Raw genomic sequence first — 21780 nt, 5'->3', positions numbered from 1 at the left:
CGGCTTGCCGGGGCCCTTCGAACAAGGCGGTGCGGTGTCGCGGCGCGTTGGCTAGGCGACGTCGCGAAGCTTCTGCGCCTCGGCGAGCGACTGCAGCTTCTTGAGCGACTGGTTCTCGATCTGGCGGATGCGCTCGCGCGTGACGTTGAACGTACGGCCGACCTCGTCGAGCGTGCGGGGGTGCTCGCCCCCGAGGCCGTAGCGCAGCTCGAGCACGCGGCGCTCGCGGTAGCTCAGGTTCTCGAGCGCCTCGCGCAGCGCTTCCTTGGTGAGGATCTCCGCGGCCCGCTCGTACGGGGACTCGGCGCGCTCGTCGGCGATGAACTGGCCGAACTCCGACTCCTCCTCGTCGCCGACCGGCTTCTCGAGGCTGACCGGCGCCTGGGCGGAGCGCTTGATCGAGTCGACCTCCTCGGGGTCGATCCCGGTGGCCTCCGCGATCTCCTCGTTGGAGGGCTCGCGGCCGAGCTCGGTGACGAGCTTGCGCTCGGCGCGGCCGATCTTGTTCAGCTTCTCCACGACGTGGACCGGGATGCGGATCGTGCGCGCCTTGTCGGCCAGCGCGCGGGCGATCGCCTGACGGATCCACCACGTCGCGTACGTGGAGAACTTGAAGCCCTTGCGGTAGTCGAACTTCTCCGCGGCGCGGACGAGGCCGAGCGTGCCCTCCTGGATGAGGTCCAGGAACGGCAGGCCCTGGTTGCGGTAGTTCTTCGCGATCGAGACGACGAGGCGGAGGTTCGACTCGACCATCTTCTGCTTCGCGTCGAGGTCGCCGCGCTCGATGCGCTTCGCGAGGTCGACCTCCTCCTGCGCGGTGAGGAGCCGGACCTTGCCGATGTCCTTCAGGAAGAGCTGAAGGGAGTCGGTGGTCATGTCCGGGCGGAAGATGTCCTGCGCCTTGGACTTGCGCCGGGCGCCGCGCTTGTCGGGCGCGCGCTCGACGGCGTTCGCCGCGGTGGTCGCCGGGTCGATCTCCTCGACCAGCTCGATCTCGGACGCCTCGATGAAGCTGTGGAGCTCCTCGACGTCGGACTCGTCGACGTCGAGCTCGGCAAGGGCCTGACTCACGTCCGCGAACGTGAGCACGCCGAGCTCCTGGCCACGCGCCAGGAGGTTCTTGACCTCTTCGAGTTCCTGGAGATCTGCGACTGACATGAAGTTCCGTTTCCGCCGGGCTCGTCACCCGTGCTCGTGGAGTTCCTCCGAGGAGCCTTTCCGCGCCTACTGCAGGGTAACGCTGCAGCTGCCCGAAACTGGCTGCCTCAGTCTGGAAGGTACGAAGATCGAAGTCAACAAGCGTGTCGGTGTCGAGGCGCTTCTGTTGAACGTCTGACACGATGATCGGCCGATGGCCGACGACACTCAGCGCGAGGTTCTCTCCAACCTCCCCCGCGCGCGCCGTACGAGGCGCAGCGCGAAGCGGGGAGACAGCCCCACGGCGAGCAGCCGCGGCGCGGACGGTAGCGCGTCCGCGGCCGCTGGTGCGGACGCCGACGCAACGTCCGCTGCGGCGGACGCGGTCGCCTCCGCGGCGAGCGTGACGAAGACCCCCAAGAAGCCGGCGAAGAAGGCGCCCTCCGCGCGCGCGACGCGCGCGTCTTCGGCGAAGAGGCCGGCGGCGAAGGCGTCCGCCGCGAAGAAGCCCGCGGCGTCGTCGGCGAAGGCTCCTTCCACCGCCGCGAAGCCCAAGCCCGCAGCGTCTTCGGCGAAGAAGCCGGCGGCCTCGTCGGCGAAGTCGTCGAGCGCCGCGTCTTCCGCGAAGAAGGCTCCGGCGCGGAAGGCGGCGGCGAAGGCTCCCGCGCGCAAGAAGGCGACGGCCGAGGTGAAGGCGCTTGCTTCGGCGAAGGCCGAGGCGGCGGGTCCGCCGACGCCGATCTCGTCGGCGAAGTCGTCGCGCGCCGCGCGCGCGAAGGCGCAGGCCTCGAAGCCCGAGCAGGCGCCGCCCGCCGGCTGGGCGACCGAGCAGGACGCCGGCGGCGCGCCGAGCGGCATCGAGATCGTCACGACGGGCGTGAAGGCGGTTGGCGAGCTGGGTCAGCTCGGCGCCGCGGTCGCGGGCCAGGCCGTCAAGGGCCTGCTCTCGCGCCTGCCGAAGCCCTAGCGGAACCACAGCGGGAGCGACGCGCGCACGTCGCTCCCGCGCTAAGGTCTCCGCCAGCCGAGTCCCGTCCGTCTCCGGACGGCGGGAGCGGGGGAACCACTGCGGACCGCGAGGTCCGCCGGGGCGAATGGATCCGACTCGGGTCCTAGCGCACTGCGCGAGCCCGTCAGCTCACCCCGTAGGCGACCAGCTCATGCTTCACCGCCTACGCGACATCGCGCCGCTTGCCGCCGTGCTCCTGCTCGGCGTCGCCTCGCCTGCCCTCGCGCAGGAGGCGTCCACTGGCGGTGCCGAGGCGACGATCGACCGGCCGCACCTCGACGTGCGCCCCGGCGCGATGCTCGATCGCACGATGACGATCAGGGGCCGCACCACCTCGGAGGACGCCGGCCGCGCGGTGCACATCCAGCTGCGGACGTTCGACGGAACGTGGTCCGACATCGCCGAGACGCTCGTCGCGCAGGACGGCACGTTCCGGACGACGTGGAAGACCGCCGTCCCCGGCCGGCTCACGCTGCGCGCGCAGGTCGACCGGCCCGACGCCAACGCCTCCGCCGCGTCCGCTCCGCTCGTCGCGACGACCACCATCTTCAGGTCCGCGGTCGCGAGCTGGTACGGCCCCGGCTTCTTCGGCCGCAAGACGGCCTGCGGCACCCGGCTGACGACCAGGACCGTCGGCGTCGCGCACAAGACGCTTCCGTGCGGGACGCTCGTCGACGTCTACTACAAGGGCAAGGTCGCCACGGTCCCCGTCATCGACCGCGGCCCGTTCCACCCCGGCCGCGACTGGGACCTCACGCAGGCGGCCGCGCAGCTCATCGGCGTCACCGGCACCGGCCGCATCGGCGTCCTCGCGCCGCCCTCGGCGCTCCGCGCCCGCAAGAGCCGCTGAGCCGTCGCCGCGCGCTCAGCGCGCGGGATCGACGCGCACGCCGGCGGCCTGCGCGGCGTAGAGGCTCTCCTCCGCGCGCGCTTCCAGGACGACCGCCTCGGCGCCGTCGGACGGGCACGTCGCGAGACCGACGCAGAGCTGCAGCGGCGCGCCGCGATGCTCGGAGACGGACTCGACGTGCGCGGCGACCCGGTGCGCGAGCGACCGCGCCTCCGCCCCGTCGGTGTCGGGCGCCGTGAGCCAGTAGCGGCCGATCCGTTCGCGGACGAGCGCGTCCGCGGGCCGCAGCTCCGCGAGCGCGGCGCTCTCCGCCGCCTCGAGCGCCGCCGCCGCCGACCCGTCCGTGTCCGCGCGCAGCAGCCGGTCGGCGTCGAGCACCTCGAGGCACAGCACCGCGAACGGCACCCCGTCCTGCTTGTGCCGCGCGAGACGCCGCTCGATCGCCGCAGTCCACGGCGCGACCCGGCGCCCGAAGGAGCTCGCGTCGTGAAGCCGCGCGACCGCGGGCGCCGAAGCCGCGTCCTCCGGCGGGAGGAGATCCGAGGGGCCGGCCGGAGAGAGATCGTCGGGGGGCGTCGCCGGCGTGGCGAGGTCCTCGGGTGGGGCGTCGGCGGAGAGGTCTTCGCGCGCGCTCGCGCTGAGGTCCTCCCGCTCCCCGGCGTCTTCGCGCGGGGAGAAGTCTTGGGCGTCGGGCGGGGCGGTGTCGTGGCGGCGGAGGACCGCGGCGAGGGGGCCTCGGTCTCCGGGGCGGAGGCGGTCGGTGGGGTCTCCGGTGGCGAGGGACGCGGTGGTGAGGAGCGCGATGATCGCGGCGAGGCGGTCGGCGAGCTCGGCGACCTCGGCGGGCGACGGGCGGTCGAGGGCGGCGGTGAGCTCGGCCCAGGCGACCGCGCGCAGCGCCTCGAGCGACGTCACCGCCGTCAGGCCGTCGTGCGCGCCCGCAAGCGCGGCGCTGCCGGCGGCGAGCGGCGCGAGGGAGCCGCCCGGTGCGAGCCGGTCGAACGCCTCGTCGCTGCCGAGCGCCGCGACGACCGCGGAGCAGACCGCCGGTGCGTCCTCGGCGAAGCGCGGGCCGGGCACCGCGCCGGCCCTCTCCAGCGGTGCGACCGCGACGAGCTCCACCAGCCACGCCTTCGCCAGGAACCGCCCGTCGAGTGCCGGCGCGCCCGCGAACGGACGCGGCCGGGAGCGGCCGAGCGAGGAGGCGGGCATGGCCGGGTGGATATCGATCGGATCGGACGGCGAGGGCAATCGCGGTTGACGCGACGGTCCTGCGACGATGGCGCCGATGGCGGGATCGCTTCTTTCGATCGAGGACGCGCGGCGCGTCGTGCTCGAGCACGTCTCGCCGCTGCGGGTCGAGCGGGTCGCGGTGGGCCACGAGGTCCTCGGGCGCTACCTCGCCGAGCAGGTGGTCACGGTCAACGACGTCCCGCCGTTCGACAACAGCGCCATGGACGGGTTCGTGGTCACGCCCGGGCCGGCGAACCGCACGCTCACGATCGCCGGCGAGTCGCGCGCCGGCGCGCCCGCGACGACGCCCCCGCGGGAAGGCGAGGCGGTGCGGGTCTCCACCGGCGCCGTCGTGCCGCCCGGCGACGTCGGCGTCGTCCCGGTCGAGCAGGTCACCGAGAACGGCGACGGCACGATCACGACGACCGCCGACGTCCCGCCGGCGCAGCACATCAGGCGCGCCGGCGAGGACGTGCGAGCGAAGACACCCGTCCTCGAGCCCGGCACCCGCCTCGACGCGGCGGCGCTCGGCGTCGCGGTGATCGCCGGCCGCTCGGAGCTCGTCGTCACGAGACGCCCCCGCGTCGCGATCATCGCCACCGGAGACGAGCTCGCCCCGCCCGGCACGCCGCTCCAGCCCGGCCAGATCCACGAGTCCAACGGCGTCACCCTCGGCGCGCTCGCGCAGGCGGCGGGCGCGAAGGTCGCGGTCCACCGCTCCGTCGCCGACACGCAGGAGGAGACGGAGCGAGCCTTCGAGGGAGGCCTCGCCGCCGCCGACGTCGTGATCGCCAGCGGCGGCGTCAGCGTCGGCCCGCACGACCACGTCAAGCCCGCGCTCGAAGCGCTCGGCGTGCAGCAGCGCTTCTGGCGCGTCGCGTTGAGACCCGGCAAGCCGACGTGGTTCGGCACCCGCGACGGGCAGCTCGTGTTCGGCCTGCCCGGCAACCCGGTCAGCGCGATGGTCACGTTCCTCCTCTTCGCCCGCCCCGCGCTCATCGCCATGCAGCAGGGCGACCCCACGACCACGCGCCTCACCGCGATCCTCACCGAAGCCATCCCCCGCAACCCCGGCCGCGACGAGGCGGTCCGCGTCCGGCTCGACCACACCGACCACGGTGCAAGGGCGACCCCGACCGGCCCCCAGGGCTCCCATCAGCTCATGAGCATGCTCGGCGCCGACGGCCTGGCGATCGTCCCCGCGGGCGAGGGGGAGGCGGCAGCGGGGGAGCAGGTGGACGTCGAGCCCCTGTCCGGGGTGTAGGGTCCCGCGCCGATGGCCACCGTCGACAAGAAGACCTCAAAGCGCCTCACCGGCACCGAGGTCGTCGCCCTCGTCGGCGGCGCCCTCCTCGCGGTCAGCGTGTTCCTTCCCTGGTACCACGTGAAGACGCGCAACCTCATCGAGGGCGTCGGCGGTCCCGGCGACTACTCCGCCTGGGACGTCCACTCGATCCAGCGCTGGCTGCTGCTCGCCGCCGCGGCCGCGCCGTTCATCCTCGCCTACATCATCGTCCGCGGCCACCAGCTCTCCTGGGCCCGCGGCGAGGCGACGGCCGTCACGGCGATCGCGGCCTTCGGGCTCGTGATCTACGACGGCCTCATCAGCAAGCCCGGCGAGACGCGCAGCCTGACCAGCCTCAAGTACGGCTGGGTCATCGCGCTCATCGGGATCATCCTCATGCTCGTCGGCTCGGCGCTCCGCGCGTCCGAGGTCGAGCGAGCCCGCAAGCCTCCTGGAGTCCTCTAGAACGACATGGCCGGCACCGAGCACACCGTCCTCGAACACCGCAGCGAGGGCAAGCCCGACCGCAACCTCGCCCTCGAGCTCGTCCGCGTGACCGAGGCGGCCGCCCTGGCCGCCGCGCGCTACGTGGGCATGGGCGACAAGATCGCGGCCGACCAGGCGGCGGTCGACGCGATGCGGCTCGTGCTCGACACGGTGAAGATGGACGGCATCGTCGTCATCGGCGAGGGCGAGAAGGACGAGGCGCCGATGCTCTACAACGGCGAGCAGATCGGCGACGGCTCGCCGCCCGCGGTCGACATCGCCGTCGACCCGCTCGAGGGAACGACGCTGTGCGCGAAGGGCATGCCGAACGCGCTGAGCGTCATCGCGCTGTCCGAGAAGGGGTCGATGTTCGATCCCGGCCCGTGCGTCTACATGGAGAAGCTCGCCGGCGGCCCCGAGATCGCCGACCTGCTCGACCTCGACCGCCCGATGGCCGAGACGATCAAGCTCGTCGCCGACCGCAAGGCCTGCGACGTGCGCGACATCATGGTCGTGGTCCTCGACCGCCCGCGCCACGAGGACGGCATCAAGGCGATCCGCGACGCCGGCGCGCGCGTGCGGCTGATCTCCGACGGCGACGTCTCGGCGTCGATGCTCGCGGTGTCGGAGAACTCGCCGGTCGACCTGCTGTGGGGCGTCGGCGGCACGCCGGAGGGCGTCATCTCCGCCGCCGCGCTGAAGTGCATGGGCGGCGACATCGTCGGCCGGCTGTGGCCGCGAAACGACGAGGAGCGCAGCGCCGCGCTCGAGCAGGGCTACGACCTCGAGAAGCAGCTGACCGCCGACGACCTCATCAGGTCCGACGACTGCTTCTTCAGCGCGACCGGCGTCACCGACGGCGACGTCCTGCAGGGCGTCCGCTACGTCGGCCCGTCGACGCGCAGCGGCGCGACGACCGAGTCGCTCGTCATGCGCTCGCGCTCGGGCACGGTGCGCCGCGTGAGCGCCCGCCACGACCGCGCCAAGCTCCGCGCGGTCACCGGCGGACGGTACGGCTAGGCCGCGGGAGTCGCGATGTCGCCCCGGTCCTTCGCGCGGACCGGCGCCGGCAGGTCCTCGATGCGCGCGTACCGGCCGACCCTCGACTCGGCGAGATCCAGGCGCGCGAGCGACCGCAGGAACGAGTGCGTGACGAGCACGTGGATGCGCGACTGCGTGTTCTCGTAGACCCAGTTCGAGATCGAGGTGGCGATCGCGGGGTAGAAGTTCGCGACCTCCACCTCGACGTGGACGATGGTGGAGCCGGGGTAGTCCTCCGACGGCCGCCGGTGGACCTCGATCTCGAGGTAGCCCGCTCCCCCACGCCCCCGCTTCGCGACGAGCACGCCGCGATCGATGCGCCAGCGCACGATGCCGCGGGTCGCGTCCATCTCGTACTCCGGCTCCTTGAACGTGAGCAGCGGGATGAACCCAAGCGCCCGCACCTGCCGGCCGTGCTCCGAGTAGTGCACGCGCACGAGGCCGAGCGTCGCGCGCGACAGCCAGCGCCAGTACGTGCGCGCGAGGCGCTCGAGCGACCGCGGCGTCCACAGGTCGCCGATCCGGTCGTCGGGGAGGATGAGGTCGGCCTCCTGCACCGACCGCACGCCCTGGTCCGGGTCGTTGACCGTGTGCTCGGGCGCCGTGACGATGAGCGCGTGGCCGACGCGCTTGGGCCGCTGCAGCAGCGCCACCGCGCCGGCGGTGACGAGCGCGAGCAGCGCCGCGACGCTACGCCAGAGCTGCGCGGACCGCATCGTCGAAGCCCTTCGGGTCGTCGTTGAGCCCCGGTGGGGGCGGGTTGCGAACGATCATCTCCGCCGACAAGCCTTGCACCAACGGCTTGGCGAGCGCGGCATCGACCGGCGTCACGAAGCCGACCCAGTACGACGACAGCTGCGGCGTGAGCACCGGCACGGTGACGACGGGCCGCTTGCGCAGGCCGGCGACCGCGGCGTAGCGTTCCATCATCTCCCTGTAGGTGAGCACCTCCGCACCGCCGAGCTCCACCTCCTGCGGCGGGCCCTCGAACGTCGCGAGCACGGCGAGCGTCCCCACGACGTCGGCGATCGCGACCGGCTGCGTGCGCGTCTTGATCCACTTCGGCGTGACCATCGCGGGCAGCCGCTCGACGAGCGAGCGGAGCATCACGAACGACGCGCTGCCGGCGCCGATGACCATCGCGGCGCGCACGTGCACGGTGTCGGGCACGTGCTCGCGCAGGATCGTCGCGACCTCCTCGCGGCTGCGCAGGTGCTCCGAGGCGCCCTCGAGCCCGCCGAGGTAGACGATCCGCTGCACGCCCGCCGCCCGCGCCGCCGCGCCGAACGTGCGCGCGCCGCGGCGGTCGGTCTCCGCGAAGTCGCGGTCGTTGCCGCGCCCCATCGAGTGCACGAGGTAGTACGCGACCTCGACGCCCGCCAGCGCCTCGTCCAGGCCATCGCCGCTCACCACGTCGCCGCGGGCGACGGAGACGCCGTCCGGGAGGTCGGCGCGATCGGGGTCGCGCGCCAGCGCGCGCACGTCGTGGCCGGCGCCGAGCAGCGCCGGCAGCAGCTCGCCGCCGATGTAGCCGGTGGCGCCGGTGACGAGGACGGTTCGTCGCATGTGCAAGATGCGTACCCGATGCGCGCCGCCGGATGACCCTCTGAGCGCGCCCGCTCGTACCGTCTGCGTACCGCGATGACAGAACTCGCCATCAGACAGGTCGCCGAGCGCACCGGCATCGCCGCCGGGACGATCCGCATGTGGGAGCAGCGCTACGGGTTCCCGGACCCGGGCCGCACCGCCGCCGGCTACCGCCGCTACTCCGACGACGACGTCGAGGCGATCCGCAGGGTGGCGTCCTACCGGCGGCTCGGCCTGTCGATCCCCGCGGCGATCGAGCGCGTCCGCGAGTCCGGAGCGGGCACCGACCGCCCGTCGATCTACGCCGCCGTTGCCGCGATCGACGAGATGGCCCGGCCCCAGCTGCTGCGCAAGCGGACGCTCATCGGGCTGAGCCGCGCGATCGAGCACGAGCTGCTCGCGAACGCGGCCGCGCCCGTGGTGTTCGGCGCGTTCCAGCGCGAGCGCGCCTACCGCCAGGTCGAGCACCGCTACCGCCGCATCGCCGCCGGCGCCGACGCGGCGACGGTCTTCGCGGATTTCGGCCAGGAGCGCAAGCCAGCCGGCGGGCCGGTCGAGATCCCGATCGACCTCGACGACGCGATCGGCAACGAGTGGGCGGTCATCGTCGACGCGCCCGGCTACGCGGCCTGCCTGCTCGCGTGGGAGCACCCGACGGACATCGAGATCGGCGGCCCGGACGACCACAAGCGCCGGTTCGAGGCGATCTGGACGATCCATCCGCGCGCCGTCCGCCGCGCCGCGGAGGTCGCCGCGCGGCTCGTGACGCCCATCGACCCCGAGTACGGGGGCGAGCTCGAGGCGCTGCTCGCCGACCGGCCGCTCGCGATGGAAGAGCCGGCGCCGATGCTGACGGCGCTGACCAACCGCGCGATCGGCTACCTCGAAGGCTCGGCCTGACCGACCGACGCGGCGATCGCGAGCAGTGCGTCGACGTCCCACGGGCCCTGCGCGGTGAGCCGCAGGTGCAGCTCGTCACGCCGCCACGCGATCTCGTGCGCCGGCCGCAGCGACTCCTCGGCCTCCTCGAGCGGCAGCACCCGGTGGCGTCCCTCGGCGCCGGCGATGTGGACGACGACAGGCTCGACGGGCCACGCGCGTTCCTCCGGCGGCTCGATGCCCGCGTACAGCGCGAGCCGCGCCGGCGTCGCCGGGCGGGTGTCGTCGAGGTTCCACTCCACCTCGACGCCGTGCTCGCCGGAGGGCCGCACCTCGACCCAGCGCACGAGCGGCAGCGGCGCCGCGGGCAGCGGCACGGGGCGCCCGAGGTGCGCGTCGGCGTCGGCGATCCCGCTCCATGGCTCCATCGGTTGCGATCATGCCAGCCGCCCGTGCTGATCAACCGCCTGCACCCCGCGCCCGGAAGCGTCGAGGCCGAGGACGTCTTCGCGGACGTCGACTTCAAGGCGCTCGCGCCGCCCGACCGCCCCTACGTCGTGGTGAACATGGTCGCGAGCGCGGACGGCCGGGCGACGCTCGGCGGCCTGACGAAGGATCTGTCGAGTCCCGCCGACCGCGCGGTCTTCCATGCCCTGCGCACGTCGGTCGACGCGGTCATGGTCGCGACCGGCACGGTGCGCAAGGAGAACTACGGCCGCATGGTCCCGAAGGCGGAACGCCGGGCGATCCGCGTCGCCCGCGGCCTCGAGCCCGAGCCGCTGGCGATCGTCGTCAGCCGCTCCGGCGAGTTCCCCGAGGACGCGCCGCTCATGAACGACCCCGAGGCGCGCGTCGCGCGGTACGTCACCGGCTCGCCCGCTGAGGCGGTCCGCCGCGCGCAGGAGGAGCACGGCGTGCGCTCGGTGCTCTGCGAGGGCGGACCGACCCTGAACGCGGCGGTGCTCGCCGACGGCGTGTTCGACGAGCTGTTCCTCACCCTCTCCCCCGTCCTCGCCGGCGGGGAGGATCCGCTGACGATCCTCGCCAACGGCGAAGCCGCCCCCCTCGAGCTCCGCTGGGTGCTCGAGGAGGGCGGCACGCTGTTCCTGCGCTACGCGGTCACCCGCGCCGGCTGAGCGCCCGCCGGGATCCGCTGCGGGGCGGGGCCGTCGTGCGACCCGACCTGCGGGATCCACTCGAGCCACTTCGGCAGGTACCAGTTGCGGTCGCCGAGCAGCTTCATCGCGGCGGGCAGCAGCACCGCCCGGACGATCGTCGCGTCGATCAGCACCGCGGCCGCGAGCCCCACGCCCATCTGCTTCATGTCGATGAACGTCAGCGTCGCGAAGATGGCGAACACGCCGACCATCACGACCGCGGCGCTCGTCACGACGCTCGCCGTGCTCTTGATCCCGAACGACACCGCGTCGTCGCTCTTCATGCCGCCGTCGAACGCCTCACGGATCCGGCTGAGGATGAACACGTGGTAGTCCATCGAGAGGCCGAAGAGGATCACGAAGAGGAACATCGGCAGCCAGCTGACGATGAAGCCCTGGTTCGCCTCGTCGACGCCCAGCAGCGACGCGCCCCAGCCGTGCTGGAAGACGAGCGTGAGCACGCCGTACGCCGCCGCGACCGACAGCAGGTTGAGCACGATCGCCTTGATCGGGATCACGATCGACCGGAACGTCACGAGCAGCAGCACGAAGGCCAGCGACAGGACGAAGAGGAAGACGAGCGGCGCCTTGCTCTTCATGAGGTCGTTGAAGTCCTTCGAGCCGGCCGTGATGCCGGTCACGAGCGCATCGTGGCCGACCGTGCGCGGCACGATGTCGGACCGCAGCCGCTCGAGCGCCGCGTTGGACGTCGCGTTCGTGCCGTCGCCGGGGATCGGGATCGACACCGTCGCGACCGTGCCGTCGGGCGACCGCTCGACCGTCGACGGGCCCCAGTCCTTCGTGGCGGCCTGCAGCTCGGAGATCTTGTCGAGCCCGTCGCCGCGAACGACGACGACCGCGGGGATCTCACCGCCCGGGAAGGCGGCCTGCATCTTGTCGTAGGTCTGCATGACGGCCATGTCGCGCGGCAGGTCGGTCAGCCCCGAGTTCGCCGTCTTGAGGCCGAGCGCCGGCGCGGCGAGCGCCAGCAGGACGGCGGTGGCGGCGACCATGGAGACGACCGGGCGCTTGAGGACGCGGTCGAGCACGGCGTTCCAGACCCGCGACTCGCCGTCGGCGCGCCGGCGGCGGCCGAGGAACGGGACGCGGCCCTTCTCGACGCGCGGCCCGAGCCACGAGAGCATCGCGGGCAGCACGGTCAGCGAGCCGAGCATCGCGGCGGCGACGACGATGATCGTCCCGACGGCGAACGACATGAACGTCGCGTGCCCGGTGATGAACATGCCGGCCATCGCGACCATGACGGTCAGGCCCGAGATGAGCACGGCACGACCGGACGTCGCCGCGGCGATGTCGATCGCCTCGAGCCGGCCGGCGCCGCGTGCCTTCTCCTCGCGCTCTCGGCGCAGGTAGAAGAGCGAGTAGTCGACGCCCACCGCCATGCCGATGAGCAGGATCACCGAGGAGATCGACTCGTCGACGGGGATCAGCTGGCTCGGCAGCGCGACGAGGCCGATCGACGCGCCGACGGCGGAGATCGCCAGCAGCACCGGGATGCCGGCCGCGACGAGCGCGCCGAACGCGACGAAGAGGATCACGAGCGTGAGCGGCAGCGAGAGCGACTCGGCCTTCTTGAAGTCCTGCTCGAACCGGTCGTTGAGCGCGCGGTTGGCGCTGGCGTCGCCGAACTGCCCGACGAACACGCCGGGATGCTGCGCGGCCACGTCCTTCACGGCCTGCTCGATCGGCTCGATCGTGTTCTTGGTGTGCTCGCTCTCACCGGCGAGCGTGAAGTTCACGAGCTCCGACTTGCCGTCCTTCGAGACGTCGGTCCGCTCGAGCTTGACGCCGTCGAACTTGGCGACCGCTTCCCGGACATCCCGGATCGTCGCCTTGCGCGCTGCAGTGTCGGTGGACTGGACGAGCACCTGCTCGTCGGCGTTCTGGGGGAACGCGTCGTGGACGACGCGGTCGGCGGTCCGGGCCTGCCCGGCGCCCTGGTCCTGGTCCTCGATCTGCTTGGTCCCGACGGCGGTGCCGAGGGCCAGCGCCACGATCACGAAGGCGAGCCACCCGAAGATGGCCGTCTTCCGGTGCCGGGCGGACCAGCTGCCCGCGCGGCCCGCGAGGTTGCGTTGCTTCGTTGGGAGGGTCATGGCGCCAGGCTCTCGCGCGAAAGCCCGGGCGCCTATGCGGGATCCACCCGACCGCGGGTGGGGTTGTCCCTACCTGCGAACTGGTGCTAGGCGCGGTTGCCGTGCTCGTCGCGGCCCTCGCCCGTCCAGGGCGCGAGCAGCAGGAGCAGCCGCGCGTCCTGCGTGGCGCGGACCTCGTGGCGCTCGTGCGGCGGGAAGTGCGCGAGCGTGCCGGCCGTGGCGGTCGACGTCGTGCCGGCCGCGTCGATCTCCACCTCGCCGCTGACCACGACGACGTACGCGTGCTCGTGCACCTCGTGGTCCTGCAGGCGCTCCCCGCTCGGCAGGTTGATCGCGATCGCCCGAGCGGCGCCGGCGTCGGAGTGCAGGACCTTCGGCTTGTGGACCGCTACGTCGTCGGTCGTGAGATCCCAGGAATCCATGGGCGGGAATGTAACGTCGCCCGGCCGTCCGAGCTCGCGAGGACGGAGAGGGCGAAACTCTGATTGTCTCCGCGCGCATGCACATCGAGGGAACAGGAGCGGTCGTCTTCGGCGGCGCGAGCGGGCTCGGCGAGGCGACCGCGCGCGAGCTCGCGGCGCGTGGAGCGAAGATCGTCATCGCCGACCTGAACGAGGAGAAGGGCGCGGCCACCGCGTCGGAGATCGGCGCGCGGTTCGTCAAGACCGACGTGACGAACGAGCAGGAGGTCGAGGCGGCGGTCGCCGCGGCGGCCGAGGCCGAGGGCGGCCTGCGCATCGGGATCAACTGCGCGGGCATCGGCTGGGCGGAGCGCATCGCGCACAAGCGCGGGCCGCACTCGCTGCAGCCGTTCGAGACCGTGATCAGGGTCAACCTCATCGGCACGTTCAACGCGCTGCGCTACGAGGCGGCGGCGATGGCGCAGACCGAGCCGAACGAGGACGGCGAGCGCGGCGTCTGCGTGAACACCGCGTCGATCGCGGCGTTCGACGGGCAGATCGGCCAGGTCGCGTACTCGGCGTCGAAGGGCGGCGTCGTCGGGCTCACGCTGCCGGCAGCGCGCGACCTGAGCGGCGTCGGCGTGCGCGTGAACACGATCGCGCCGGGCCTGTTCGACACGCCGCTGCTGGCGGCGCTTCCCCCGGAAGGCCGGGAGGCGCTCGCCGCCGGCATCCCGTTCCCCAAGCGGCTCGGCCAGCCGGTGGAGTACGGGCGGCTCGCCGTGCAGATCGTCGAGAACACGATGCTCAACGGCGAGACGATCCGGCTTGATGGTGCGCTCAGGATGGCTCCGAAGTAGGCTCCGCTCCGGGTCAGGAGAGGAGAGGGATGCGGCAGCTCACCAGCCTCGATGCGCAGTTCCTTGCGCTCGAGTCGAAGCGACAGGTCGGGCACGTCGGCGGGTTGGCGATCGTCGACCCGTCGACCATCCCCGGCGGCGGGTCGTTCGACTGCGGGCACGTCAAGCGGCTCATCGAGGAGCGGCTGCACCTGCTTCCGCCGCTGACGTGGCGGCTGGCGGAGGTGCCGCTCGGGCTCGACTACCCGTACTGGGTCGAGGACGAGGCGTTCGACCTCGACTACCACGTGCGGGAGATCGCGCTGCCGCGGCCGGGCAACGACCAGCAGCTCGCCGACCAGGTGGCGCGGATCGCCGAGCGGCCGCTCGACCGCACCCGGCCGCTGTGGGAGATCTACGTCATCCACGGGCTGCAGGCCGGGACGACCGCGGTGCTGTCGAAGATCCACCACGCCGTCATCGACGGGATGTCGGGCGCGGAGATCATGGGCCTGCTGTACGACCTCGCGCCCGAGGGGCGCGAGCTGCCCGGCGCCTCCGAGACGGACGCGAACGGCGCGACGCCGTCGCAGCTCGAGATGCTCGGCCGCGGGCTGCTGGGGCTGCCGAAGTACCCGCTGCGCGCGCTGCGCTCGATCCCGAACGCGGTGCCGCACATCGAGGACACCCCGTTCGGCGTGCTGCCCGGCGCGGGCGCCGTCGGGCGCGTGGGCGGCGCGGTCAACGACGCGCTGCGCCGCGACCGCGTGCGCAAGCCGGACGGCAGCGGCGGGCTCGTCGCGCCGAAGACGAAGTTCAACGGGCGCGTGTCCGCGCACCGGCGCTTCGCGTTCTCGCGGCTGAAGCTCGAGGACGTCAAGACGGTCAAGAACGCCTTCGGCTGCACCGTCAACGACGTCGTGGTGTCGATCTGCGCGGGCGCGGTGCGGTCGTGGCTGATCGAGCACGACGAGCTGCCCGAGCAGCCGCTCGTCGCCCAGATCCCCGTGTCGGTGCGCACCGACGACCAGATGGGGACGTACGGCAACCGGATCATGCTCATGGCGGCCCCGCTGTTCACGCAGGACAGCGACGCGGTGACGCGGCTTGGCCGCACGCACGAGGCGCTGAAGGACATGAAGGAGCGCCATCGCGCGCTGCCGGCGCAACTGCTGCAGGACGCGAACCACTTCATCCCGCCCGCGGTGTTCTCGCGCGCCGCGCAGCTGACGTTCCGGCTGTCCACCGGCCCGGGGCGGCCGGCGTGGAACCTCGTGATCTCGAACGTCCCGGGTCCGCAGTTCCCGCTCTACCTCGGCGGCGCGAAGCTCGTCGCGAACCACCCCGTCTCGGTCATCACCGACGGGATGGGGCTGAACATCACGGTCATGAGCTACGACGGCTGCCTCGACTTCGGCGTGGTCGCCGATCGCGAGCAGATGCCGGATCTCTGGCAGCTCATGGACTGGCTGGAGGACGAGCTGCTGGACCTGCTGGAGGCCGCGCGCGAGAAGGGCACGCCGGCTCGCAAGCGCGGGGCGAAGAGCAAGACGAGTTGACGCGGGCGCCCCTCGGGGCGCCAGTTCTCGCATCGGTCTCCGTCTCAGACCCATGCGCATACGTCCCACCCTGCTTGCTCTCGGCGCGGTCGCGATCACCGCGCTCGCGCCCGCGACGGCGTCCGCCTGGGCGCCCGCCGACAGCGCGGCGATCCATCCCGGCGTCATGACGTTCACCGACGGCGCCCAGTGCACCGCGAACTTCGTCTTCACCGACGGCGCGAGCACCTACATCGGCCAGGCCGCCCACTGCTCGGGCACCGGCGGCTCCACCGAGACGAACGGCTGCGACTCGGGCTCGCTCCCGGTCGGCACGCCCGTCGAGGTCGACGGCGCGAGCAAGCCCGGCACGATGGTCTACAACAGCTGGCTCACGATGCAGGCCAACGGCGAGTCGGACGGCGACACCTGCGCGTACAACGACTTCGCGCTCGTGAAGCTCGACCCGGCCGACGCCGGCAAGGTGAACCCGACGGTGCCGTTCTGGGGCGGGCCGACCGGGATCAACACGACCGGCACGCAGTCCGGCGACGACGTCTACAGCTACGGCAACTCCTCGCTGCGCGGCGGCGTCGCGCAGCTCTCGCCGAAGCAGGGCACGTCGCTCGGCGACGACGGCAACGGCTGGTCGCACACCGTCTACACGGCGACCCCCGGCATCCCCGGCGACTCGGGCAGCGCGTTCCTCGACGCCGACGGCAAGGCGCTCGGCGTCCTCAGCACCGTCGCGATCGCCCCGCTCGCCGGCTCGAACGGCGTCGGCGACTTCAACAAGGAGCACGCCTACATGCGCCAGCACTTCAACGGCGCGATCACGCTCGCCAACGGCACCGAGCCCTTCAGCAGCAGCCGCCTCCTCGGCGGCCTCGGCCTCGGCCGGTAGACCGCTTCGTCATCGCCCGCGTACGCGGCCGAGACCTCTCGCCGCGTCGCGGGCAACGACGACCTGCCGGTCGTCGCCCCGCCAGGCGGGCCTCCGCGACGGCAGCTCCGTCTTCAGCGGCGGCAACCCGTGCTGCAGCAGCAGCCGCGGGTTCGCCTTGACGAGTTGCTTCGCGCGGACCGCCGAGGCGCCCGCCTCGACCGCCAGCGCGTAGCCCTCGCCGAGCGTCCGCGGCCGGGACCGCCCGTGGCCGTCCGAGGCCAGCAGGTACGCCCGGCCGTCGCGGACCATCTGCCGGCCGATCCGCTGCGCCCGCTCGCCCTGGTCTCCGGCGAGCGAGTCGACGCTGACCTGCAGCACGCTGCCGGCGCGCAGCTCGTGGTCGAGCAGCTCGTGGCCGCTCTCCGCGCGCTCCGGGTGCGCGATGACGAGGCCGAAGCCCAGCCGTCGCACGCGCTCGCAGCCCTCGAGGAAGGCCGCGTCGACGCCGGCGAACGGGGCCTCGGCGAGCACCCAGCTCGCCGCTCCCCGGCCGCGGGCGACGAGCTCGAGATCTGCGCGGGTGGCGGTGGCGAGCCCGGCGGGGTGCACCTCGCCGCCGGGGTGGAGCTTCAGCGGCAGCGAGGCGACGTCGAGCGCCCACTGCAGCTCGGCGGTGCGTTCGGCGATCTCCGTGAGGTCGACCGCGAAGCGGGCGTTGAGCGCGTGCGGGGTGACCATCGCCTCGCGGACGCCGGCGCGCACCATGCGCTCCGCGTGCTCGAGGCTCTCGGCCAGCGTTCGGGGCCCGTCGTCCACCCCGGGCAGGAGGTGGAGGTGGAGGTCCACTGAGGTCATGCGTTCCTTCCTGGCGGATCGTCGGTGCCCGCCGGTCGTTCTCGTCGTGTCTTCTCCAAGGTACCGGCGAGGCCCGCCGCGGTTGCAGCGCGTTCACCGGATGGTCACCGAGCGGAACAGCTCGACCGGGACGCCTTCGTCGGTCGTGCCGGTCCCGGCGAGCTCGAGGCCAAGTGCGCGCGCCACGCGCTTCGACGCCTCGTTGTCCGGGTGGATGCGGGCGAGCAGCTCCTTCGCGTCGAGCCGCGTCCGCGCCTCGTCCGCGACCGCTCGGGCGCCCTCGACCGCGTAGCCGTTCCCCTGCTGCGCGGGATCGAGCCACCACCCGATCTCGATCTCGTTCTCGGCGACGCCCTCCGTCCGGCCCGCCTCGGTGAAGTTGAGCCCGATGAACCCGACGAGCTCCTTCGTGTCCTTGAGCCGGGCGGGCCGCCACCCGAACCCGTGCAGCGCCCAGTGCGCCCGGTTGCGCGCGCCGATCTCGCGCGCGAACTCCGCCGTCCACGTCCTCCCGTCGCGGATGTACCTGACCACCTCCGGCTGCGCCGACGAGACGACGAGCAGCTCGTCGTGCTCCGGCTCCCACCGGACCAGCTCCAGCCGCTCGGTGACGAGCACATCCACGCATGACATCGTGCTCCGTGATGCCCGGCTTGAACATCGGCCACCCCGTCCCCTGCGCCGTCTGCGGCGCGCCGGTCCCCTACTGGGAGCGTTACCCGCGCCAGGTCTGCGGCGAGTGCGCGGCCCGAGCCGTCGACGACGCCGGCCACCCGCTGCGCTTCCTCAACGAGACGATCACGGGCGGATTCGCCGCGCAGGCCTGCGTCGACGACGCGTGGCAGCATCTCGAAGGCGACGAGGCCCTCTGCCTCGTCGACGGCGTCCCCTGCCGAGCCCGCGAACACCGCTTCGGCGGCATCGTCGTTCAGCGGATCGACTGACGCCTACGGTTCGGCGAAGCCGAGCTCGATGAGCCTCCGGACGTACGCGAGGGCGTCGTCGGTCGTCGCGATCTCTCCGGCGGCGGTCGTTCCGTCGAGGGGGAAGACGAGGTCGACTTGGTCGGCTGTTGCCTTCAGCTCGACGCCGGTGGTCGGGACGATCTTGAGCGTCGCCGGGCCGTGGTGCCATGCGCCCGAGCGGCGGCGCGTCGTTCCCTCGACGCGGACGCCGTCGGCGATCGCCAGCCTCATCGCGCGCAGCTCTTCGTCGGGCGCGCTTGCGAGGTCGGCTCCGCGCAGGAGGCGCTCGACGTGGACGCCCGCTCGCGGCGTGGGCGCGCTCGACGCCTCGAGCGCCTGGAGCCGCGGCGGGCCGTCGTCGTCGCGGCGGCGTAGCAGCAGGAAGGCGGCGCCGATCGCCTCGATCCCCTGCTCGGCGTACCAGTCCAGCCATGACGGGACCTGCGACGGCTCGGCCCACGTCTCTGCGTACTGCCGCGGGCGCAGCGAGCTGTGGTGGATGACCAGCGCATCGCAGCCGTCCGGGATCCACTCGCGCAGCGGGCCGGCCCAGTCGTCGAGCGGATGGGCCCAGTTGACGAGGAACTGCGCGAGCCCGCCGGCGACGAGATGCGCGGCGGCGCCACGGACGACGCCCGGCGTCGCCTGCGACCCGTCGCGGTAGATCAGGCGGTTCTCGGGCGACACCACGTACGGCGGGTTGCAGGCGATGAGGTCGAACTGCTCGCCCGCGACGGGCTCGTACCAGTCGCCCACCCGCCAGTCGACGTTGTCCACCCCGCTGAGCCGCGCCGACGCGCGCGCCATCTCGACGGCGCGCGGGTTGACGTCCGTTCCCACGACGCGGTCGGCGTGCCGCGCCGTGGTCAGCGCGAGGAAGCCGCTCCCGGTCCCGAGGTCGAGCGCGGAACGGACCGGCCGCCGCACGAGCAGATGCGCCAGCGTCTCCGCCGCCGCCGTCACGCCCTGCACCACGTCGGGGACGTCGGTGCCTTCGGGATCGCAGACGATCCTGAGGCCGTCGGCCTCCTCGATGACCTCGGTGCCGCGCAAGAGGGGCCGGGCCGGTCAGCCGACGCCGGCCTCGGCCAGCGCGGGACCCATCTTCTCGGCGACCGCCATCAGCCCCGACGCCGGGCGGATCATCACCGTGAACTCGGCGATCTTCCCGTCGGCGCCGTCGCGGATGAGGTCGAGCCCCTGCAGCGTCCGGTCCCCCACGCGCGCCTCGAACACGAGCCCGTGGACGCCATCGCCGGACAGCTCGTCCGTGTACCGGAAGTCCTCGAAGACCCCGAACACCGTCCGCAGGATCGTCGACACCGTCTCCTTGCCCTCGTACGGCTTGAACACCGCGGGCGACCGGAACACGACGTCATCGGCGAGGAGGTCCGTCGCGGCGCCGATGTCCTCGGCCTCGACGGCGGCGCGGAAGGGATGCGAAGCCATGCCGGCGACCCTACCGCCCGCCCTGACGATCGGGATGGCGCCCGCCCGCCCGGTCAGGAGCGCAGGGGCCGGAGCGGCACCGGCGGCAGGACCGTCTCCGAGTCGCCGCGGACGACCGCGAGGTGAGACGCCCAGCGGTGGAACTCCGCGCGGGTGACGACGAACGCGGCGCGCCACGCGTCCTCGAGCGGCTGGGGCGGCGCGGGCACCGGCTCCACGAGCGGCCCTTCCTCGCCAAGGCGCAGCGCCACGCGCGCCGGCACGACGTCCCGCGCCCGCAATGCGGCCGCGCTGACCCGAACGAGCACGCGATCGTCTACGAGCACCCCTTCGGCCGACAGCGCGACCGGCACCTCGCCGAGCCGAGCGAACGCGACCCCGCCGAGCGCGACGAGCCCGATCCCGGACAGCGCCAGCGCGACGGGCACGCCCAAGGCGGCGCCTGCCGCGCCGCCCCCGAGGACGCCGAGGACCAGCGCCGAGTCCAACCCCGCCTCGTTCGCGGCGATGACGCGCCCGCGGACGGCGTCCGGCGTGCGCTGCTGCAGCGCCGTCTCGTAGGCGATGACGAGCAGGGCGTTGCCCGCGCCGGCGACGACCCAGCACGCGAGCAGCGCGCCGATGGTCCCACCCGCCACCGCGCCGACCGTCCCGGCGCCCATGACGAGCAGCGCGACCGCCACCATGGTGTCGCCGCTCAGCCACGTCGACATGCGCGGGGCGAAGCCCGACCCGAGCACCATCCCGAGCCCCCAGGCTCCGGCCGCGACGCCGAGGTCGGCGGCCGAGCCGCCCAGATCGCCGGTGATGAACAGCGGCTCCACGGGCTGGCGCAGCGCGGCTGCGAGCATCGCGCCGGACAGGATGCCGATGAGCACCCGGGTGGCCCGAGCCCGGGCGACGTAGCGCAGCCCCTCGACGAGGTCGTTCACGAGACCGGTGACGGCGTCCGCGGCAGCGGGGCGGGGCACGGCGGTGCGCGCGATGAGCGCCGCCGACACGACGAACGAGATCGCGTTGAGCGCGAAGGCCGAGCGGACGCCGGCGCCGGTGGCGAGCAGGCCACCGAGCAACGGCCCGGCGAGCACTGCCGTGTGGAAGGTCATCGTCATCAGCGAGTTGGCGGCCACGAGCAGGTTCTCCGGCACGACGTTCGGCAGCGACGCCTGCATCGCGGGCTGGAACACGCCGCCGCCCGCCCCGAGGACGGCGGCGACGGCGACGAGCTGGGCGACGCCGGGATCCGGCACGAGGAGCAGGCTGCCCACTGCGGCGGCACGCAGCGCGTCGGCGACGACCATCAGCCGACGGCGCGAGACGCGGTCGGCGAGGGCGCCGCCGAAGAAGCCGGCGATCGCGGCAGTCAGTGCCTGGACGACGAAGACGCCCGCGAGCGTCATCGCCGACCCGTGACCGACGAGCACGACCGCCAGCGCGACGGTGTAGACGAAGTCGCCGAGGTTCGACGTGGCCTGCGAGAGCCAGAGCCGCAGGAACCCCGGATGCCGGGTGACCGCAGCGAAGCTCGACCGGGAACCCGGGACACGGCTGCCGCATACCGCGTGCAGCGCGATCAGCACGCCGACCGCGATGAGGACGTCGCCGACGGAGAACACGTTGCTCAGCGGCCAGGAGGCCGGGACCGCGAAGACGTCACCCAGCAGCTGGAGGTGCGGTGTCGTGACGGCGGCGGAGTTCGCGAACGCCTCGCCCTTGTCGTACGACAGCCCGGCGGCCTCGAGTGCCTGCGGCGCGGCCGGCATGACGCCGCCGTTCGCGCAGATCGCGGCGAGGTTCGTGGCCGCGCCCACCGCCACGAGCCACAGACCGGAGATCCGCCGGTTCGCGACCAGGAAGAGCACCGCGAAGGCGTACGTCGCGACATGGATCGGCCGTTGCAGCGATGGCAGCTGGCCGGGCATGACCGTGAGGAACAGCACCTGCACCGCCAACCCGGCGAACACGGCCCACGTGTGCCGCACCGCGACGTCCGCGAGCCGCGAAAGACGGCCGCCGGCGAGCGGCACCGAGGCGATGGCCAGCAGCGAGAAGACGACGAGCAGCAT

At 73.0% G+C, this 21780-nt stretch carries 23 protein-coding genes and 1 riboswitch; of the genes, 11 read left to right on the top strand and 12 right to left on the bottom strand.

Going from position 1 to position 21780, the window contains the following annotated elements:
• Positions 1-51: 51 nt before the first annotated feature.
• Positions 52-1158: a sigma-70 family RNA polymerase sigma factor gene (locus tag AC1UE4_RS18650; RefSeq protein WP_482918808.1), complete on the bottom strand. Its 1107-nt coding sequence runs from the start codon at positions 1156-1158 to the stop codon at positions 52-54.
• A gap of 382 nt (positions 1159-1540) precedes the next feature.
• On the opposite strand from AC1UE4_RS18650, the gene AC1UE4_RS18645 reads away from it, so the two are divergent.
• Both AC1UE4_RS18645 and AC1UE4_RS18640 read left to right on the top strand, forming a co-directional pair.
• Positions 1541-2104 carry a hypothetical protein gene (locus tag AC1UE4_RS18645; protein ID WP_482918807.1) on the top strand — a complete coding sequence of 188 codons (564 nt, stop codon included), beginning with the start codon at positions 1541-1543 and terminating at the stop codon, positions 2102-2104.
• A 45-nt stretch (positions 2105-2149) separates the two neighbouring features.
• Positions 2150-2305: riboswitch (cyclic di-AMP (ydaO/yuaA leader) on the top strand.
• Positions 2298-2996 carry a septal ring lytic transglycosylase RlpA family protein gene (locus tag AC1UE4_RS18640; protein ID WP_482918806.1) on the top strand — a complete coding sequence of 233 codons (699 nt, stop codon included), beginning with the start codon at positions 2298-2300 and terminating at the stop codon, positions 2994-2996. (Overlaps the previous riboswitch by 8 nt.)
• Positions 2997-3011: 15 nt before the next feature.
• Here the strand turns inward: AC1UE4_RS18640 and AC1UE4_RS18635 are convergent, their stop codons facing one another.
• Positions 3012-4208 (bottom strand): nucleotidyl cyclase domain-containing protein, encoded by a 1197-nt coding sequence (locus AC1UE4_RS18635; RefSeq protein ID WP_482918805.1) that lies wholly within the window; start codon positions 4206-4208, stop codon positions 3012-3014.
• Between the two features lie 76 nt (positions 4209-4284).
• Here AC1UE4_RS18635 and AC1UE4_RS18630 point away from each other — a divergent pair, with 76 nt between their 5' ends.
• Genes AC1UE4_RS18630 through glpX form a run of 3 tightly spaced genes read left to right on the top strand, consistent with a single transcriptional unit; the run spans position 4285 to position 7020 of the window.
• Complete coding sequence (locus AC1UE4_RS18630; protein WP_482918804.1) at positions 4285-5493, top strand: molybdopterin molybdotransferase MoeA; 1209 nt, start codon at positions 4285-4287, stop codon at positions 5491-5493.
• Between the two features lie 12 nt (positions 5494-5505).
• On the top strand, positions 5506-5979 hold the full coding sequence (locus AC1UE4_RS18625) for a hypothetical protein (protein ID WP_482918803.1): 474 nt from the start codon (positions 5506-5508) through the stop codon (positions 5977-5979).
• 6 nt (positions 5980-5985) lie between these two features.
• Positions 5986-7020, top strand: a complete 1035-nt coding sequence (gene glpX / locus AC1UE4_RS18620) for a class II fructose-bisphosphatase (protein WP_482918802.1) — start codon at positions 5986-5988, stop codon at positions 7018-7020.
• Here the strand turns inward: glpX and AC1UE4_RS18615 are convergent.
• Together AC1UE4_RS18615 and AC1UE4_RS18610 are read right to left on the bottom strand one after the other, a co-directional pair.
• The gene (locus tag AC1UE4_RS18615; RefSeq protein WP_482918801.1) at positions 7017-7757 is read right to left on the bottom strand and encodes a hypothetical protein; all 741 of its coding nucleotides are present in this window, start codon (positions 7755-7757) and stop codon (positions 7017-7019) included. The genes glpX and AC1UE4_RS18615 overlap by 4 nt on opposite strands.
• On the bottom strand, positions 7732-8607 hold the full coding sequence (locus AC1UE4_RS18610) for an NAD(P)H-binding protein (RefSeq protein ID WP_482918800.1): 876 nt from the start codon (positions 8605-8607) through the stop codon (positions 7732-7734). The genes AC1UE4_RS18615 and AC1UE4_RS18610 overlap by 26 nt, the downstream gene beginning before the upstream one ends.
• 75 nt (positions 8608-8682) lie before the next feature.
• Between AC1UE4_RS18610 and AC1UE4_RS18605 the strand changes: the two genes are divergently transcribed.
• On the top strand, positions 8683-9528 hold the full coding sequence (locus AC1UE4_RS18605; RefSeq protein WP_482918799.1) for a DICT sensory domain-containing protein: 846 nt from the start codon (positions 8683-8685) through the stop codon (positions 9526-9528).
• On the opposite strand, the gene AC1UE4_RS18600 is transcribed toward AC1UE4_RS18605, so the two are convergent.
• Positions 9507-9935, bottom strand: a complete 429-nt coding sequence (locus tag AC1UE4_RS18600) for a hypothetical protein (protein ID WP_482918798.1) — start codon at positions 9933-9935, stop codon at positions 9507-9509. The two genes, AC1UE4_RS18605 and AC1UE4_RS18600, sit on opposite strands and share 22 nt — an antisense overlap.
• 24 nt (positions 9936-9959) lie before the next feature.
• On the opposite strand from AC1UE4_RS18600, the gene AC1UE4_RS18595 reads away from it, so the two are divergent.
• Entirely contained in the window at positions 9960-10643 is a 684-nt protein-coding gene (locus tag AC1UE4_RS18595; protein ID WP_482918797.1) for a dihydrofolate reductase family protein, read from the top strand.
• Here the strand turns inward: AC1UE4_RS18595 and AC1UE4_RS18590 are convergent.
• Both AC1UE4_RS18590 and AC1UE4_RS18585 read right to left on the bottom strand, forming a co-directional pair.
• The gene (locus AC1UE4_RS18590; protein ID WP_482918796.1) at positions 10619-12781 is read right to left on the bottom strand and encodes an MMPL family transporter; all 2163 of its coding nucleotides are present in this window, start codon (positions 12779-12781) and stop codon (positions 10619-10621) included. The genes AC1UE4_RS18595 and AC1UE4_RS18590 overlap by 25 nt on opposite strands.
• A gap of 86 nt (positions 12782-12867) precedes the next feature.
• Positions 12868-13203, bottom strand: a complete 336-nt coding sequence (locus AC1UE4_RS18585; RefSeq protein ID WP_482918795.1) for a cupin domain-containing protein — start codon at positions 13201-13203, stop codon at positions 12868-12870.
• Between the two features lie 77 nt (positions 13204-13280).
• On the opposite strand from AC1UE4_RS18585, the gene AC1UE4_RS18580 reads away from it, so the two are divergent.
• The 3 genes from AC1UE4_RS18580 to AC1UE4_RS18570 are packed head-to-tail and all read left to right on the top strand — an operon-like array spanning position 13281 to position 16463.
• Complete coding sequence (locus AC1UE4_RS18580; protein ID WP_482918794.1) at positions 13281-14042, top strand: SDR family NAD(P)-dependent oxidoreductase; 762 nt, start codon at positions 13281-13283, stop codon at positions 14040-14042.
• 29 nt (positions 14043-14071) lie between these two features.
• Complete coding sequence (locus tag AC1UE4_RS18575) at positions 14072-15580, top strand: WS/DGAT/MGAT family O-acyltransferase (RefSeq protein WP_482918793.1); 1509 nt, start codon at positions 14072-14074, stop codon at positions 15578-15580.
• A 52-nt stretch (positions 15581-15632) separates the two neighbouring features.
• The gene (locus tag AC1UE4_RS18570) at positions 15633-16463 is read left to right on the top strand and encodes a trypsin-like peptidase domain-containing protein (protein WP_482918792.1); all 831 of its coding nucleotides are present in this window, start codon (positions 15633-15635) and stop codon (positions 16461-16463) included.
• Between the two features lie 9 nt (positions 16464-16472).
• Here the strand turns inward: AC1UE4_RS18570 and AC1UE4_RS18565 are convergent, their stop codons facing one another.
• Together AC1UE4_RS18565 and AC1UE4_RS18560 are read right to left on the bottom strand one after the other, a co-directional pair.
• A complete protein-coding gene (locus AC1UE4_RS18565) occupies positions 16473-17300 on the bottom strand; it encodes a CpsB/CapC family capsule biosynthesis tyrosine phosphatase (protein ID WP_482918791.1) in 828 nt (275 codons plus the stop codon).
• 93 nt (positions 17301-17393) lie between these two features.
• Positions 17394-17924, bottom strand: coding sequence for a GNAT family N-acetyltransferase (locus AC1UE4_RS18560; protein WP_482918790.1), 531 nt, complete (start codon positions 17922-17924; stop codon positions 17394-17396).
• Positions 17925-17944: 20 nt separating this feature from the next.
• On the opposite strand from AC1UE4_RS18560, the gene AC1UE4_RS18555 reads away from it, so the two are divergent.
• Positions 17945-18244 carry a hypothetical protein gene (locus AC1UE4_RS18555; protein ID WP_482918789.1) on the top strand — a complete coding sequence of 100 codons (300 nt, stop codon included), beginning with the start codon at positions 17945-17947 and terminating at the stop codon, positions 18242-18244.
• Between the two features lie 3 nt (positions 18245-18247).
• Here the strand turns inward: AC1UE4_RS18555 and AC1UE4_RS18550 are convergent, their stop codons facing one another.
• Genes AC1UE4_RS18550 through AC1UE4_RS18540 form a run of 3 tightly spaced genes read right to left on the bottom strand, consistent with a single transcriptional unit; the run spans position 18248 to position 21780 of the window.
• A complete protein-coding gene (locus tag AC1UE4_RS18550; protein WP_482918788.1) occupies positions 18248-19318 on the bottom strand; it encodes a methyltransferase in 1071 nt (356 codons plus the stop codon).
• Positions 19319-19333: 15 nt separating this feature from the next.
• Positions 19334-19714, bottom strand: a complete 381-nt coding sequence (locus AC1UE4_RS18545; RefSeq protein ID WP_482918787.1) for a nuclear transport factor 2 family protein — start codon at positions 19712-19714, stop codon at positions 19334-19336.
• 53 nt (positions 19715-19767) lie between these two features.
• A complete protein-coding gene (locus AC1UE4_RS18540; protein ID WP_482918786.1) occupies positions 19768-21780 on the bottom strand; it encodes an MFS transporter in 2013 nt (670 codons plus the stop codon).

It is taken from the genome of Parviterribacter kavangonensis (assembly GCF_056863335.1).
Note: the sequence above shows the minus strand (reverse complement) of the source record. Positions and strands in the feature narration are given on the sequence as shown.

Coding starts and splice junctions, on each gene's coding strand:
- AC1UE4_RS18570 (WP_482918792.1), top strand. CDS start 15,633: ATGCGCATACGTCCCACCCTGCTTGCTCTCGGCGCGGTCGCGATCACC.
- AC1UE4_RS18575 (WP_482918793.1), top strand. CDS start 14,072: ATGCGGCAGCTCACCAGCCTCGATGCGCAGTTCCTTGCGCTCGAGTCG.
- AC1UE4_RS18590 (WP_482918796.1), bottom strand. CDS start 12,781: ATGACCCTCCCAACGAAGCAACGCAACCTCGCGGGCCGCGCGGGCAGC.
- AC1UE4_RS18545 (WP_482918787.1), bottom strand. CDS start 19,714: ATGGCTTCGCATCCCTTCCGCGCCGCCGTCGAGGCCGAGGACATCGGC.
- AC1UE4_RS18635 (WP_482918805.1), bottom strand. CDS start 4,208: ATGCCCGCCTCCTCGCTCGGCCGCTCCCGGCCGCGTCCGTTCGCGGGC.
- AC1UE4_RS18625 (WP_482918803.1), top strand. CDS start 5,506: ATGGCCACCGTCGACAAGAAGACCTCAAAGCGCCTCACCGGCACCGAG.
- AC1UE4_RS18540 (WP_482918786.1), bottom strand. CDS start 21,780: ATGCTGCTCGTCGTCTTCTCGCTGCTGGCCATCGCCTCGGTGCCGCTC.
- AC1UE4_RS18650 (WP_482918808.1), bottom strand. CDS start 1,158: ATGTCAGTCGCAGATCTCCAGGAACTCGAAGAGGTCAAGAACCTCCTG.
- AC1UE4_RS18580 (WP_482918794.1), top strand. CDS start 13,281: ATGCACATCGAGGGAACAGGAGCGGTCGTCTTCGGCGGCGCGAGCGGG.
- glpX (WP_482918802.1), top strand. CDS start 5,986: ATGGCCGGCACCGAGCACACCGTCCTCGAACACCGCAGCGAGGGCAAG.
- AC1UE4_RS18640 (WP_482918806.1), top strand. CDS start 2,298: ATGCTTCACCGCCTACGCGACATCGCGCCGCTTGCCGCCGTGCTCCTG.
- AC1UE4_RS18605 (WP_482918799.1), top strand. CDS start 8,683: ATGACAGAACTCGCCATCAGACAGGTCGCCGAGCGCACCGGCATCGCC.
- AC1UE4_RS18615 (WP_482918801.1), bottom strand. CDS start 7,757: ATGCGGTCCGCGCAGCTCTGGCGTAGCGTCGCGGCGCTGCTCGCGCTC.
- AC1UE4_RS18555 (WP_482918789.1), top strand. CDS start 17,945: ATGCCCGGCTTGAACATCGGCCACCCCGTCCCCTGCGCCGTCTGCGGC.
- AC1UE4_RS18565 (WP_482918791.1), bottom strand. CDS start 17,300: ATGACCTCAGTGGACCTCCACCTCCACCTCCTGCCCGGGGTGGACGAC.
- AC1UE4_RS18600 (WP_482918798.1), bottom strand. CDS start 9,935: ATGGAGCCATGGAGCGGGATCGCCGACGCCGACGCGCACCTCGGGCGC.
- AC1UE4_RS18630 (WP_482918804.1), top strand. CDS start 4,285: ATGGCGGGATCGCTTCTTTCGATCGAGGACGCGCGGCGCGTCGTGCTC.
- AC1UE4_RS18610 (WP_482918800.1), bottom strand. CDS start 8,607: ATGCGACGAACCGTCCTCGTCACCGGCGCCACCGGCTACATCGGCGGC.
- AC1UE4_RS18585 (WP_482918795.1), bottom strand. CDS start 13,203: ATGGATTCCTGGGATCTCACGACCGACGACGTAGCGGTCCACAAGCCG.